Source organism: Mesorhizobium sp. B2-5-3, from assembly GCF_006441005.1.
In the GTDB taxonomy this organism is placed as follows: Bacteria; Pseudomonadota; Alphaproteobacteria; order Rhizobiales; family Rhizobiaceae; genus Mesorhizobium.
Genome location: NZ_VFUS01000002.1, coordinates 455,799 through 469,478, shown reverse-complemented (window position 1 = coordinate 469,478; position 13,680 = coordinate 455,799). Strand labels below are relative to the sequence as shown.

The window sequence follows — 13,680 nt, the reverse complement described above, 5'->3', positions numbered from 1 at the left end:
ACGAGCGCGCTCATGTTGCCAGCAACCGAGGAGGAGAAGGCTGACGTCGCCGGTTATCTGCTGTCACAGTCGCCAGCCAGGACGAAGGTGACATTTCTGCAGAAGGTTTATTCCGAGGCACTTATCGGCCATCGGCACGATGTGTGGGATGTCCACACGAACGGGGGCCGGTGGTGGGTGATCACCAATCCGACAAACCTCTACTCCCAAGAGCAGTTCCCCAACATGGACCTCGCGGTCACGTTCCACATGGGCCTCTGCCTGCGTATTCCGCGCACCCAGCAACAGCGCAAGTCGGACAGGCGCGTCATTCCTTTTGGAGACATCTTCAAGCGTCTGGCCGAGACCACGGACGCATTGGGACAGGCTCAGAATGTGGCCGACTACCAAGCCATAGGGGTGCGCGCCCGTGAGGTTCTTCTCGCATTTATCCGCGTTGCTCAGGACATCACTGAATGGACAACGGAGCCTGTTCCGAAGCGCGCTGACTTTCGCGCTTGGACTGACCTGATCTGCAATACTGCACTTGCTGGAGCGGCCCAGCAGGAACGACGGCACCTCTTCAAGACGATGTTGGCCGAGGCGTGGGTGTTCTCAAACTGGCTGACCCATGCCCACTCAGCCACGTGGCATGACGCCGAAGCGGCGATTGCAGCGGTTGAGCACGCTCTGGGTCTGGCCGCCTCCTTGGTGATCCGTCACACCCGCGAGGTGCCTGAAAAATGCCCCGAATGTGGCTCTCCTCACCTTTCCCCGCAGGAAGGGTACCGGGAGGATTTGCCGGAGATTGCCTGGGAGCGCCCAGTGTGTGGCGACTGCGGCTGGACGGGAAAGGGCGTTCCGATTGGAGCCCGAGATGACAAGACGGATGAACTGTTCACCCGAGCCGGGCAAGACAGCGACGAGTGCGCAATCATGACCATTCCGTTGACTGCGATCAGGAAGCCGGGAGAGACGGTACAGCGGCCCAAAAGGCGTCGGAAATCTCCGGCAAAAAATCTGCGCGGGTGATCGGATAGCTGGCACGCGCGCCGACCCCCCGTGCCCCCTCTGTTGAACCTATCGCGCGGGGGCGGCAATCTGATAAGCAAGCCATGGGACGCGAGAGCGAGACGGTGTCATCACACGAGCTATCGCTGCAGGGGGCAGGAACATGACCGACAAAGCAGCACCTGACGAAGAGCCGCCTCCAGCCGTTCCACAGCAGGAAGCTCCCCAGTCGAAAGGACGGCGGTCATTCACTGGTCTTCGCCGGGAACTCAGCGACGAAGAGCTGAAATCGTCCGGCGTTCAGAAGATGCTCCTTGACGACCTTGATAGGCTGGAGAGGGAACTGTTCGACGCCCAAAGCTATCGCGATAAATTCTACGAAGCGGACAAGCGCGCCGCCATCCTCACCGAGCAAGCAACAAAGTCGACGGGCTGGGACATCCTTTCCACCCTCACCATCGCAGTGGGTTCGGCGCTTCTGGGTTTTGCTCCGGTAGTTTGGGGTACCGGATTGGCGGGGCAGGGTGCGCTCGCGCTTGGCATAGCGTTGGTGTTCGGTGGCGCATTCAGCAAGTGGCTGGTCAAATGAACTTAGAGTTACGATCCATCATACGAGCAGGCGAACTATCGCACGAGCGGATTACACTCCGGGTAAGGTCGTCGACAGATGTCGGGGACTACCTACTTGCGCAATCAGGTCTCGGTGAGAACGACGAAGTCACCATACGTCTCCAGTACACGTATTGGTTCACGTACAAACCGGTGGCCGCCGGAGATCTTATCGTGCTGTACACGAAAGTGGGCACCGACAGCGAAAAAGTCCTCACAACCGGTAAGAAGGCGCATTTCTTCTACTGGGGTCAGTCATCGGCTATCTGGGACCGACCCGATAGAGCCGCAGTCTTGCTTAATGCGCCAACCTGGGAACATAAGCCAGCCAAGGCGCTATTCGCCCGCGAGTGATCCAGACCGCGCTTTGCGACAGAATGCCTTGGTCTGCCAAGGTGTGCCCTTTCCGAACCGGGTCGAGACAGGTTCGATAAATGCCTCTTGACCGGGTAAATCGAACCACTTATTAGCGAACCAGTCAAATCGAACTGGAGGGCACCATGACATTCATCCGAGCCTATCTCAGGGCCTCGACCAAGGAGCAGGACGCCGGGCGCGCGCGAGGTGATCTTGAAGCGTTCTGTCGGGAGCGTGGCCTGACCATCGCGGCCACCTACGAGGAGAACGAGAGCGGAGCATCGTTGCACAGGCCGGAGCTGTTCCGGCTGCTGCGGGACAGCAAGCCCGGCGACATCCTGCTGACCGAACAGGTCGACCGCCTGAGCCGCCTGTCTGACAAGGACTGGGAGCTGCTCAAGCGAGAGATCAAGGACCGTGAGGTGAAGGTGGTGGCGTTGGACTTGCCGACCTCGCACATGATGATGAAGAGCGAGGATGCCTTCACCGGGCGGATGTTCGATGCAATTAACGGGATGCTGCTCGACATGCTCGCCGCCATCGCGCGCAAGGACTATGACGACCGCCGCCGCCGCCAGGCTCAGGGGATCGCGAAGGCGAAGGCCGAGGGGCGCATGAAGGGACGCCCCGAGGACGCAGAGCGCAACAAGGCCATCTTGGACATGCTGCGGAAAGGGCAGAGCTGGAACACGATTGTGCGGGCCACCAACTGCTCGCGGTCGACACTGGCGAAGCTGGCAAAGCGAGTTACGCCTGCCGGCGATCCATTGGCGAACTCCGCCGCTAAGTAATCGAGGCTGGGACACATTGCCCGCTTGTCCGCGCAGATCGTGCTGCAGTAGACGCTTGCCCTTCCGCCTATGCGGGGTGGCTACTTTGAGGATGATGACGTGACCAACTGGACGGCCAAACGTGAGCGGAAGGCCGATTTGAAAGGCCGGGCGAATGAGCCCAGCGCGATGTTCACCCGATGCCGTGTGGTCGGGTGCAGCAGACCTGCTCGTGCTGGCACAGGCGACGGTCTGGACACGCGGTTCTGCCGTTCTCATGCTGATCACTATGCCCGCCACGGAAGCCCCTACAGAGCCTCGTATAGGGCGCAGGAGATCAACCCTTATCGGGCCGCCGCCCAGGCCTGGCTTGAGGTTAACCAGAGCGACACCTACGTGGCAAATGCGGTCGATCGGGTGGCGACGCTTCTGCGGACCGCAGGGCCCCACGTAGAGGCTTTCCGGCTGCGTGGGCTGTCACCACAGGATCGTGCAAAGGCCGCCTGGGCGCGGCTACGGAAGGCCGACACCGACCCACGCCGTGTGGTCGCCGTGTGGCTGGCCGTCGAGATGATCATCAGCAACGACCCGCAGGCCGAGCGCAAAGCCGAGTTCAAGCAGGTGCAGGCCGCCAAGCTCGTCCATCGGATGGCGTCTGGGACGCACAAGCGGTGGGGCGAGGGTCCGACCGCGACCGAGCTGCACGTCTATCCGAGGCCCCGGGGACGCGTGCTGCGGCACATGGGCGACGCGCTGGAGAAGGCTTGCGAGCTTCTTGTCGAGCATCGGGGCTCGGACCTCTTCAGGCAGTCGTCGAACCGATGATAGGAGCCGAGGAGGTGGGCGCGATGGCAACGGCCGAGGTCCCTCAGGCCGAGCCCAGATCGTCGACTGAATGGATGACCTGCGAGTGCGTCTTCTGCGCCAATGAGCGACGCAGGAGAGGCTTAGAGGCCGAGGCTGGAGCTGGTGAGCCGAGCCGCACCTCAGACCATGAGGCGATGGACCGCTATCGCTCTCGCTTGCTGCCGGGGTCGCTTGGGGTGAACCGGGACTGGTCTATCTTCATGGCCGGGCGAAGGTTCGTCGGGGGCAAGCCTATCGACTTCAAGGAGATCGTGCAGCGGGTCTATCGGGGAAAGGCAAGGCGGGCGCTTTATTCCAACTTCGGGGCGACCCAGGCCTCGCTGGACGGAGCCTCTCGCATCGACGCTCTCGACGCCGGCTCGAACGACCTTGGGCAAATCGGCGACCAATGGCTAGTAATCTCTGCTTACGCGCAATCGAAGGGCATGGGTCCTCGGAAGGCTCGGGACGTGATGCTCGGCCTTCATCTGCTTCAGCCGGAGATCGAAGTCCGAATGATCCCGTCCGTGGTTGCGCAGGGCGAGAGCGATGGCGACTGGCTAGGCGACACCAAGCCCGACTATCGGACCACGGTCCGTCTCGCCACATGGGCAATTCAGGCAGGGTTCGGCAGACGGATGAAGTCCCGAGCGGGGATTGAGTTCGATGTCCTGTCTCCTGAGGGGGTGGCGTGGCTCGATGCTCGTTGGCCGAAGCCAGTTGAGAAGCCGAAGCCAAAGCGCGGCCGCCCATCGACACTTCGGGAAGATGTCCGGCGCCTTCTCGATGAAGGCAAGACCCCGGCCGAAATAGCCCGGCTCCTCGGAAAGTCCCGGCAGATTGTGTCACACCACGCCAAGGCGCTCGCGTGTCAAACAATTCCGGGTCTTCGCTAAGATATACACCTTAAGGTGACCTGCTGGCTCCGCATGTGCGGAAGACCCCGGACGGGAAGACCACAGATCGTTCCCACCTGGGGTTCGTCCCTTCAAGGACGCTTCACGGCACACTTCGGAACCTTCGGAACGATGGCGACCGAAGGCCGACGTGAAATGAGGTGAAGAATTGGCTGAAGGTGACAGGATGATGAGGAGGACCATCACAAAGCGAGCGGAGCGAGCCAATCGGAAGTGAAGGGAGAGGTCAGATCATGAGTGCCTACCGTCCGGTAGGAGGGCATGATGGTCGTCCTCTCGTCGCCCTCTGTGGGGCTCGCTTCTGCTCGCCGGGAAATGGTTGTCTTCTAAGGTGTCGAGAATGCTCAGGTCGACCAGAAAAGGGCCGTCATTGCGACCCAGCGTGAAGCAGGTGACCATGAGTTGCACTTCTGGTGGCTCTCGTGTCCGCTCGCTGATCCTGATCACGAGGATCGCCGACCAGTCATCGCCCAAAGAGCCGGCTACAACCAGCTCGACTATCGACCTCGCGGTCCGCGTCTTCCCCTCGGAGCTACGTCGCGTCCTGCCCTGATCCGGTCCAGCAGCACGCTGGCGGGTTCGTCGGTCGGGTCTTGCGGTACAAGTTCGCCCCGGAAGGCTTTGGTGAGGACGGATTGGTCGAGATGGTCGATCAGCCTGCGGGCGCTTGCCGTATGAGTTGCAAGACGGTCGATCCACTTGAAGGCGACCTCGATGCGACGGACGATTTCTTCCTGTTGCTCCTTGGAGCAAATCGGAATTGGCAGGCCGCTGACCTTGGAGACGCTCAAGGTATGCAAGCCTGAACTCGACGATGCCACTGCTTCGATAGAGTTGCGCCCCTGCGGCGAAAGCAGCCAGAAGAGCGTGTATGGCGGTATGACATCGTCTCCCATGCGAGCGCGGATCAGATGGTTCTGGTGCGTACATCCCGGCCGCTCGCCCTTCCAAAGCGCGACACGTCCGATCTGGTCGAGGCTCCCATTGCCCTCCACGATCAAGAGGTCTCCGGGCTGTAACAGCGTTCGCTGATATTCACCCTCGGTGCAACCGATCTCTGTGATCTCATCCAGCCGTAGCTCATTGGCATAGACGTTAGCGACGCGAAGGTACGGCACACGAAGTGCCAAGGAGCTGCGGGAAGCGTTCTTAGTCAGACCGCCACCGATCTGTGCTACGGCGCCCATTGAGGTCCACGACCATCCTACGGGCAGGACGCCGAGGTTCATGAGGCGCCTGTCTATGCCGCGATCATCGTATGTAAGTGGGCCTTCCTCGCGCCACTCCCGCGTCAAGTCCCCTGTGAAGGCCGCCGCCAGCACGGCCTGCTTGTACTTCTCGACGAGACGGGGGATGTGATCGAGGTGATCGCGGGCGCGTCTCGATTTGCCGGTGAGGCTGTCGATCTTCGTCACGATCCGCGTTTGCTCGGGGATCGGTGCAACCGGAACCGCAAGTTCGGCGGCGCGGCTGCCCGACAACTCCTTAAAGGTTGTCCCGCTCGCCTTGCTTTCAGCGTAGTCCACCGAAGCCAGAAGGTAGTGCCGGGTGTACTCTGGACTTAGCCCGTTCTTTAGAACGAAGCTCTTGAACCCCTGATTTGTGCTGATCTCTCCACCCGCAATGGCGCAATACCCAACAGGCGCTCGCGATGAGAACAATACCGTTCCCGCCGGCACGATGCGGGCTGCACTGGTCCGATACCCCCTCTCGCTAAGGTCACGACGCCCACGGGAGATGTAAACGTCCCGATATCCTGTAAGATCAGCGGGCGTTAGCCACGGAATGCCATGCTCGACGAAGTTGTTGTCGTCGCCGGTCGACGGCGTACCGCCACCTACAACGTTGGCTATCTCACCGATAGAGGCCCACGCCCAAGACGTCGGTACTTCCCATCGCTCCTCGCTCATTCCGCAGCCTCCGCGATGGCAGCTGCCTCCTCGACGCTATCCGGCCCGATCTCTTCCGACAGCGCCTCGATCTCCTCAAGAGCGGCCTTAAGATGGCCGATGATCGCAGCGGCGATGTCTTCCGGCTCGGTCAGCGCCTCCTCGGCTTCGACCTCAGTGTCGCGCAGCCATGCGATGTCGAGATTGTCGTTCCGGGCAGCGATAGCCTCGCGCTTGAACTTGCGCCAGCGGCCTTCCTCGCCCTGATCTTCGCGCTCTGCCCCGCCATTCGGGTCGGTGCCGTAGGCGGCCTCGAACTCGGCGAAGTCAGCCACCGTGAGCGGGCGGGTCTTGCCGAAGGCGGGCATATTGGCCCGCATGTCATAGACCCAGACGGCGCTCGTGCTGCCCTTGTCGGTCTTGCCCCGCTGGAAGAACAGAACATTGGTCTTGACGCCCTGCGCGTAGAAGATGCCCGTCGGCAGGCGCAGGACCGTGTGCAGGCTGCAAAGGTCCATCAGCCATGTGCGGAGGCGGCGGCCCGTATTGTCCTCGAACAGCACGTTGTCGGGCACCACCACGGCAGCACGGCCACCGGGCTTCAAGGCGCGGACGATGTGTTCGACGAAGGCAAGCTGCTTGTTCGAGGTGTCAGCCGTAACCGAGAAGTCGGACCGGGTCGGGCGACCGCCTCCCTTCTTGGTGCCGAACGGCGGATTGGTCAGGATCAGGTCCGCCCTCGGCAGCGCCTCGCCATCCGGCGACAGCGTGTCGATGTTCTCCACGCCGCCCTCGATCCCGTGCAGCAGCAGGTTCATCATGCAGAGCCGGTGCGTGTCGGGCACAAGCTCGGCCCCGACAAAGGCGTTGTGTCGCTGGAAGAAGGCCTGCGCCTCCGGCAGCTTGTAGAGGTCGTCGGTGTGATCCTTGATGTAACGGTCGGCAGCGACCAGGAAGCCTGCGGTGCCGGCGGCCGGGTCCTGCGTTGTCTCACCCGGCTGCGGCTTCATGAGGCGCACGATGGCGTCGATCAGCGGGCGCGGCGTGAAGTACTGCCCGGCGCCGGACTTCTTGTCGGAGGCGTTCTTCTCCAACAGGCCTTCGTAGAGGTTGCCCAGACCCTCCTCGCGGGCCGAGAACCAGTCCAACTGGTCGATGTTGGAGGTCAGCGCCTTCAAGTTTGTAGGCTTGCGGAGGCGTGTCTGGGCGTCGATGAAGATCGCGCGGACAAGCCCGTCCCTGGCCTTGCCGAGATCGAGAAGCATTGCCTTGTAGTAATCGAGCTGCTCCATGCCCTCGCGCTTTGCGAGCAAGCCCCAGCGGTAATTGTCCGGCAGGCGGTTCTCACGCAGAGCGCCGTTCTGATCCCGGACTTCTGCCAGCATCTTCAGGAACAGCAGGTAAGTCAGCTCGGTCACATACTCGTTGTAAGTGACGCCATCGTCACGCAGGACATTGCAGAGGCCCCAGAGCTTGGCGACGATGTCGGTGGTGCTGGTCATGCTGTGGTGTTCCTTTCAAGCTCGCTCTTCAGCACTTCCCATTCACGCTTCAAGATCCGCTGACACAGCTCGACGTAAGCCGCGTTCAATCGGTATTTATCCGACAGACCGTCTGCGGCCAGATAGCCATACATCGCATCGTGGAGTGCCTCGAAATCCGGGTCTGCTCTATTCATCAAAAGCTCGATCTTAGTTCCCAAGCGATAGAACTCCCGCTCGTTTCGAGGGTCGACATTCGGGGTGGTTCCGTACGCTTGAAACTCCGCCATACAATCTCGCAGGGAGTTGATCCACGTCTGCCGAAACTCCGCTTTCTTGAAAGTCGCCTGAGCTATGTTCGTAGCTTGGACATTCCGAAATGCTGCGCGGGCCGAGAAGTAAGCGGCAAATCCTGCGCCAACGGCTCCTCCCAACGCACCCAGCAGCGCAGCAATGATTGGAATGTACGACACTGCGAACCCCTAGCCGGTCTTCTTCCACAATTCTTCGTTGATCTCGGCGAGCAGGGTTTCGAGCCCGCCGCCGAACACCTTGTTGAGCCGGTTGAACCCTCCATCGGCGATAAAGGGTTCCTTGTCGATGGCTTCGCGGTCGACGATGACCTCTTTCTCGATCTGTTCACCGATGCGCTTCAGCCACCGCTTCTGAGGTTCGGTCCATGCCCGGCTCGCCGTGATGGTTCGCATGGCGGCTCGCACCCGGTCGGCATAGGGCTTCAGCGGGTCCCCTATGGCGGCCTGGCGGACAAATCCGATGATCGAGGCGGCGATCTCCTCGTTCTTCGCGTCCGCCCAGGCCCGGCGCAAATTGGCTTCGGAATAGCCATTGCGGTCGAGCGCGAGACGAAGCTCCTTCAGGTCGGCGCGGGTCAGATCGCGCGGGCGCGTCACGACCAGCTTCAGCGCGGCGATGGTGTTGACGTTGCCGCGAACAAAGGCGGAGAAGCTATCGAGGAAGTCTTGCGGCTTCTTCGCCTCACCATAGCCACGGGTGACGTCCACCACCTCATCGGCATGGTGCGAGATCGGGACGAAGCGCGGGTTGTCGCCATCGCCCTGCCAGTCCAGGATCGGGCCGACGGCGGTACGATCCTTCAACCATGCCGCGAGTGCCGGAGCATCGTCGGCCAATAGACGCCTTAGCATTGCCTCCGGCGTCTCGCCCGCAACCGCCTCGAACTTCTGTCGGGCCTCCTCGGGCAGCTTCTTCAGGCGACGGCGCAGCTTCACGGCAAGCTGCTCGCGGATCGTGTTGCGATGGGCATCCTCGGTCGCCTCGACCAGTTCGCGCACGAGCTGCTCGAAAGTGATCGAGGGATTGACCACGACCGGCTTCATGTCGGTCAGGTCCTGGAGATGCGGGTAGAGGTCCACGGCATCGAAGATGCGGAACACGTCCTTGCCGATCTCTGGGCACTGGCGTGTCGCCCGCCCGATCATCTGCTCGTAGAGGATGCGGCTGTTGACCCTGCGCAGGAACACGAGATTGGTGATCTTCGGCACGTCGATGCCGGTGGTGAGCAGATCGACCGTCACCACGATCTGTGGATTGGCGTCGTTGCGGAACGACCGGATCAGGTTCTGCACCTTATCCACGCTGCCCGTGATCTTCTTCACCGCCGTGTCGTCGATCTCGCCATAGGCATCGGCAAATGCCTTCTTGATTGCGCTCACCACGATGTCGGCATGGGCGTCGGTGGCAGCGAAGATCAGCGTCTTGCCGGAAAGCGCCGGGTCGATGTGCCTCGCCAGCTCCTCGGCGACGACGCGGTTGAACTCCGGCGTGATCACCTGCTTGTTGAACTGATCGACCTCGAAGCGAATTTCGTCGGGGGCACGGGCGAGGTCGATCTCGCCGGTCTGGGTGTTTAGGAGGTCGAGCTGCTCATCCTTCTCGAACTTGATCCCTGCCCGCGCTAAGGCCGTTTCGATGCGTATCGGCGGCTCGTGGTCGATCAGGTAACCGTCGATCACCGCCTCACGGTAGGAGTAACGGAAGATCGGGTCCCCGAAGATGTCGGTGGTGTGCAGCGCGGGCGTGGCGGTCAGCCCGATTTTGATAGCGTCGAAGTACTCCAGCACGCGCCGGTATTTCGAGATGTAGTCGTCCTGACCCCGGAAGCTCAACTCGGCGTCGGACATCTCGCGGTCCAGTAGGTAGCCACGATGGCACTCGTCGATGACCATCAGGTCGTATTGGTCGACCGGCGGGGCTTCGGGGGTGTCGGCGAACAGCACGCGCTTGACCAGTCCCTGAATGGTGCAGATGTGGACCTTGGTCTCCAGCTCCGGCGTCACGTCCTGCAGGCCCTTCAGGCCGAAGATTTCGGCGAAGGTCTTGCCGGAGACGACCTTAGTGGTAGAGAACTCGCCCTCGGTCTGGTGCCCGAGCGCGCTACGGTCGACGACAAAGCAGATGCGACGGAACCGCTTGGCCGACAGCAGCCGGTAGAGCAGAGCAATGGCGAGCTTGGTCTTGCCGGTTCCGGTCGCCATAGCCACCAGCATTGAGCGTTGCTCGGCTGCCAAGGCAGTCTCTACGGCCCGTATGGCCCCTTCCTGATAGGGCCGGAGCGGGAAACCGAACTCGAACGGCTCGGTCTTCAAGGCGGCGATGGCGGCGTCCTGATCGACCTCCAGAAGCCCGGCCAATCCCTCTGGTGTCAGCCAGTCCACCAGCGCGCGGCGATGATTGGCACTGCGCCGCGTGTCGCGGAACCAGACGCCGCTCGCGGTTTCGATCTGCTTCAGATACGAGCGTCCGTTCGCGGCGAAGACGAAGGGTACGCGATACTCGCCCCATGGTCCGCCCGGCTTGACGAAATCGCCGCTGTCGCCGATCCCGGCCGAGTAGCGTTCGGCTTGGTCAATGGCTGCTGAGACGTTCTTGCGCTGGCGTTTCGCCTCCACCACGCCGACCAGCGTCGTGCCGACGAAGAGAGCGTAGTCGGCCGGGCCACTGGCGGTCGGCCATTCGGCAATCGCCATGTTGCGGCCCTTGGCGGGGCGGACACCGGCACTATGGCGCAGTGTCTTCGTGTTGGCTTCCCAGCCACGATCCCGAAGCTGCTGGTCGATAAGAGCGCGGGTCTGGCTCTCGTCGAGTTCGATCTTGGTGGCGGCTTCCTCGCCACGTTCGACCAGTTTGGCGACTTCGGAGCGTGGCGCGACTGCGGCCTCGGCTTGAATGCTGGCGAGCTTGGCGGCGAATGCCGCTTGATAGGCTTCGCTCTCCGTTGGCTCGAACGCAGGGAAGGGAGTGGCCGCCTCGTTGAACCCATACTGAGGCGGAACCGCCAGCCCCGCCTGGAGGCTTGTGAGCCTTGCAACAAGGGCTGACTTCTCGGTCTCGCTCTGGTGGGCAAGCTGCTCCCATACCGCCCGATCCTCGGCCTCGCGCTTGAACCGTTCCTCGACCGTCTCGCGGACGCGGACTTGCTCCTCGGCGTCGCGGCGGGCGATGGTGATTGCCTCCTCGCTCTCCGCGATCTTCCGGTGCAGCGCCTCGATCTCTTCATGCAGTGGCGCTGTGGCGTCGACCGGCTCGGCCGGAGGGATGAAGGGACCAGGGTTAAAGCCGGGCTGCCTGCCATAGGTACAGTGGAACCAGACACCCAGCGACCGAGCGTTCTTCAGAGCGATCAGGGCAAGTCCGTGGGAGCCCTTGATCTCGTGAGCGGCATCGTTGCCGACGTTCTTCAGCGCGTGGAAGAGATCGGCAACCTCTCTCGGAATGATGCGCTCGCAGGACAGCCTTCGGAGCAGATCGTTGAAGGTCTCGCGCTCGTCGCGATAGGCCGCATGGCTCGCGGCAATCAACTTGGCCATCAACTCGGCGAACTGCCGCAACTTGAAGATCGCAGTGGAAGGATCGTCGCGGAAATAGCGTTCCGCAAACGCCCCGAGCGTGGCAAGACGCTGGTCGTGAGTTGCCAGAAACAAGAAGTTCGAGGTGCCGCTCATTACTCCCCCCGAAGCAATGTTGCACATTCTGCTTACCGGATCATCAAAGTATTTGCCGGCATTCTCTTGCCCGGAGCGGATCGCGTTCGTAGCCAGCCAGGGGCTAGATGGCCCTTGACCTGAGGTACGACCACCGCTACTCATTCAGGTACGACGAAGCTTAGAAGCTTCAGGGGGCGACCTCCCTTATCCTGTTGAATTGCCGACTGAATACCGCGCCACAAAGTCCGGTTCGATTTGGTCGATCAAGCCCGGCTAGGGGCACCATTTCAGTCGCCGCTTCGATGCGTCTGCCGCTAATTTCCCGATCGGCGTTTCGGCACTGCGGATATGGTGCTCGAGTTTGTCGTGCGCCGCTTAAAGCCGATATCGCAAGAGCGACATCCGGGAGCGGCTCGGCAGGGTGCAGGACGGCCTGTCCAATGCGGTAGCCGCTTTCACGCTTCAGGACCTATGTTGGCCGCCTGACCGTTCCTCGGTGTGGATATATCAGGCCTTGAGATTGCCCCTTGCATCAGTTGTTGCTTATTTATCTGAAGGGAGGAACTCATGCCGATTCGTCAGAAAGCTCAGGAGGCTGGCGTCTTCGATTCCTCCGAAGTGGCCCTGCTTGGCCGCGTGTTCGACAGGCTGAAGCTCGACGCCCGATCGGCCCAGCAACGCGAAGCGATTTCATCCCGCATAATCGCGAATTACATGGCCGGGATCAGGGACGAAGACGAATTGGTTTCGGCATCCAGACAGCCGCTGGGACGCTAGCGCAATTCTGGTGCAAGTCGGGTCAAAACGGTTTCATCGACGAGCTTCGGAATCCACGTGAAAACAAACGGTTAGGGTGAGCCGGCGGTTTCATCAACGCCGAACCGCGCCAATGGGTCGGCGTAGACACCGGCCATAGTCGCAAGAAACGCCACTCGTGCCGTCCCATCCGACGACATCCGGGTTCAACAAGGAAATCCCGCGAAGCTGAATTCGGCGACCGTGCCGTCCTCCGATCTGGTGACCCGAACGAACAGCGCGCCTGGAATGCGGGGTTGCATCGGATGACCGGTTGCCCGTCTGGCAGCCCCTGCGGGACTTGAAGCCGCCACCTCGTGCGTGCCGATAATTCTCTCGCCCAGGATTTCCTCCACCTTGTAGCTGGTCATTTTCCCCGTTGGGCGACGATCTTGACTATCGACAGAAGGAGCCCGGCCTGCTTTTGGCGGTAGGTTCGGCACTTGGCGAGCAGGCCGGGCTGTGCTCCCGGCTGTCAGGTACCTTGGGTGGAGGGCTTAGCCGGTGCGAAAGGCAGACTGTCTCCTTCTCCTCGGACCCGCAATTGGGACTGAAGTCCGAAGCATCGACGCATTGGTCCTAAACCCTGAACATAAGCCGCCGTTCCTCATTGGCGTGGAAGCCGTCGAGTAAAGTCCCTTCATCGACGGTCCCTGGACGCCCGCCGTTGCTGCGAGCGGCGGGTGTCCGACTTCGGGGAGAAAGACATGCAGCTTGGCGAGATCATCGCGAACACCTTCGCCGTCCTGCTGCTGATTTGTTTTCTCGCGATCGTGTTCTTCCTGTTTGGAAAGCCGCTGTGGCCGGACCACTATGCTCGCATGTCGATTATTCTCCCGGTCGACGCGATGACCACGGCTTCGGTGAGACGGACCGGCGCGCATCCTCATCTGCCGGACACTTTCGACATGGCGCTCGCTCGCCCAAGACCGTCCCCGTAGGGCTCCGTGGCGGGCTTTTTCGCGTCCAGGATTCTGGCGCCCGCAGCTTTCCCATTGGCGGCTCCCCCGCTGGTTCCGGCAGGTGGATTTCTCGCGTTCAGCGCCTGTTCCTCGCAATCC

General features: G+C 61.5%; 12 protein-coding genes. 7 read left to right on the top strand and 5 right to left on the bottom strand.

The window, feature by feature from the left end; genetic code table 11:
• Window positions 1-12: 12 nt before the first annotated feature.
• The 5 genes from FJ867_RS06895 to FJ867_RS06875 all read left to right on the top strand — a co-directional run bounded on the left by FJ867_RS06895 (window position 13) and on the right by FJ867_RS06875 (window position 4,468).
• Window positions 13-1,011: a hypothetical protein gene (locus FJ867_RS06895; protein ID WP_140816856.1), complete on the top strand. Its 999-nt coding sequence runs from the start codon at window positions 13-15 to the stop codon at window positions 1,009-1,011.
• Between the two features lie 142 nt (window positions 1,012-1,153).
• The gene (locus tag FJ867_RS06890; protein ID WP_140816854.1) at window positions 1,154-1,579 is read left to right on the top strand and encodes a hypothetical protein; all 426 of its coding nucleotides are present in this window, start codon (window positions 1,154-1,156) and stop codon (window positions 1,577-1,579) included.
• A gap of 520 nt (window positions 1,580-2,099) precedes the next feature.
• Window positions 2,100-2,747 carry a recombinase family protein gene (locus FJ867_RS06885; RefSeq protein WP_140816852.1) on the top strand — a complete coding sequence of 216 codons (648 nt, stop codon included), beginning with the start codon at window positions 2,100-2,102 and terminating at the stop codon, window positions 2,745-2,747.
• Between the two features lie 99 nt (window positions 2,748-2,846).
• Complete coding sequence (locus tag FJ867_RS06880; RefSeq protein WP_246675021.1) at window positions 2,847-3,551, top strand: hypothetical protein; 705 nt, start codon at window positions 2,847-2,849, stop codon at window positions 3,549-3,551.
• A gap of 23 nt (window positions 3,552-3,574) precedes the next feature.
• Window positions 3,575-4,468 (top strand): hypothetical protein, encoded by an 894-nt coding sequence (locus FJ867_RS06875; RefSeq protein WP_140816850.1) that lies wholly within the window; start codon window positions 3,575-3,577, stop codon window positions 4,466-4,468.
• Window positions 4,469-4,986: 518 nt separating this feature from the next.
• Here the strand turns inward: FJ867_RS06875 and FJ867_RS06870 are convergent.
• From FJ867_RS06870 to hsdR, 4 genes are read right to left on the bottom strand one after another with little or no spacing between them, the layout of a single operon-like run.
• Entirely contained in the window at window positions 4,987-6,399 is a 1,413-nt protein-coding gene (locus tag FJ867_RS06870; protein WP_140816848.1) for a restriction endonuclease subunit S, read from the bottom strand.
• Window positions 6,396-7,880 carry an N-6 DNA methylase gene (locus tag FJ867_RS06865; RefSeq protein ID WP_140816846.1) on the bottom strand — a complete coding sequence of 495 codons (1,485 nt, stop codon included), beginning with the start codon at window positions 7,878-7,880 and terminating at the stop codon, window positions 6,396-6,398. The genes FJ867_RS06870 and FJ867_RS06865 overlap by 4 nt, the downstream gene beginning before the upstream one ends.
• Entirely contained in the window at window positions 7,877-8,332 is a 456-nt protein-coding gene (locus FJ867_RS06860; RefSeq protein ID WP_140816845.1) for a hypothetical protein, read from the bottom strand. Before FJ867_RS06860 ends, FJ867_RS06865 begins: the two co-directional genes overlap by 4 nt.
• A gap of 9 nt (window positions 8,333-8,341) precedes the next feature.
• Window positions 8,342-11,842, bottom strand: a complete 3,501-nt coding sequence (gene hsdR, locus FJ867_RS06855; RefSeq protein ID WP_140816843.1) for a type I restriction-modification system endonuclease — start codon at window positions 11,840-11,842, stop codon at window positions 8,342-8,344.
• 549 nt (window positions 11,843-12,391) lie between these two features.
• Between hsdR and FJ867_RS06850 the strand changes: the two genes are divergently transcribed.
• A complete protein-coding gene (locus FJ867_RS06850; protein ID WP_140500898.1) occupies window positions 12,392-12,601 on the top strand; it encodes a hypothetical protein in 210 nt (69 codons plus the stop codon).
• A gap of 185 nt (window positions 12,602-12,786) precedes the next feature.
• Here the strand turns inward: FJ867_RS06850 and FJ867_RS06845 are convergent, their stop codons facing one another.
• On the bottom strand, window positions 12,787-12,990 hold the full coding sequence (locus FJ867_RS06845; RefSeq protein WP_140500899.1) for a hypothetical protein: 204 nt from the start codon (window positions 12,988-12,990) through the stop codon (window positions 12,787-12,789).
• Between the two features lie 336 nt (window positions 12,991-13,326).
• Here FJ867_RS06845 and FJ867_RS06840 point away from each other — a divergent pair, with 336 nt between their 5' ends.
• On the top strand, window positions 13,327-13,560 hold the full coding sequence (locus tag FJ867_RS06840) for a polymerase (RefSeq protein WP_140500900.1): 234 nt from the start codon (window positions 13,327-13,329) through the stop codon (window positions 13,558-13,560).
• Window positions 13,561-13,680: the final 120 nt, after the last annotated feature.

Excerpts from the sequence above, each read along its gene's own strand:
- FJ867_RS06895 (WP_140816856.1), top strand. The coding sequence starts at position 13 with ATGTTGCCAGCAACCGAGGAGGAGAAGGCTGACGTCGCCGGTTATCTG.
- FJ867_RS06890 (WP_140816854.1), top strand. The coding sequence starts at position 1,154 with ATGACCGACAAAGCAGCACCTGACGAAGAGCCGCCTCCAGCCGTTCCA.
- FJ867_RS06885 (WP_140816852.1), top strand. The coding sequence starts at position 2,100 with ATGACATTCATCCGAGCCTATCTCAGGGCCTCGACCAAGGAGCAGGAC.
- FJ867_RS06875 (WP_140816850.1), top strand. The coding sequence starts at position 3,575 with ATGGCAACGGCCGAGGTCCCTCAGGCCGAGCCCAGATCGTCGACTGAA.
- FJ867_RS06870 (WP_140816848.1), bottom strand. The coding sequence starts at position 6,399 with ATGAGCGAGGAGCGATGGGAAGTACCGACGTCTTGGGCGTGGGCCTCT.
- FJ867_RS06865 (WP_140816846.1), bottom strand. The coding sequence starts at position 7,880 with ATGACCAGCACCACCGACATCGTCGCCAAGCTCTGGGGCCTCTGCAAT.
- hsdR (WP_140816843.1), bottom strand. The coding sequence starts at position 11,842 with ATGAGCGGCACCTCGAACTTCTTGTTTCTGGCAACTCACGACCAGCGT.
- FJ867_RS06850 (WP_140500898.1), top strand. The coding sequence starts at position 12,392 with ATGCCGATTCGTCAGAAAGCTCAGGAGGCTGGCGTCTTCGATTCCTCC.
- FJ867_RS06845 (WP_140500899.1), bottom strand. The coding sequence starts at position 12,990 with ATGACCAGCTACAAGGTGGAGGAAATCCTGGGCGAGAGAATTATCGGC.
- FJ867_RS06840 (WP_140500900.1), top strand. The coding sequence starts at position 13,327 with ATGCAGCTTGGCGAGATCATCGCGAACACCTTCGCCGTCCTGCTGCTG.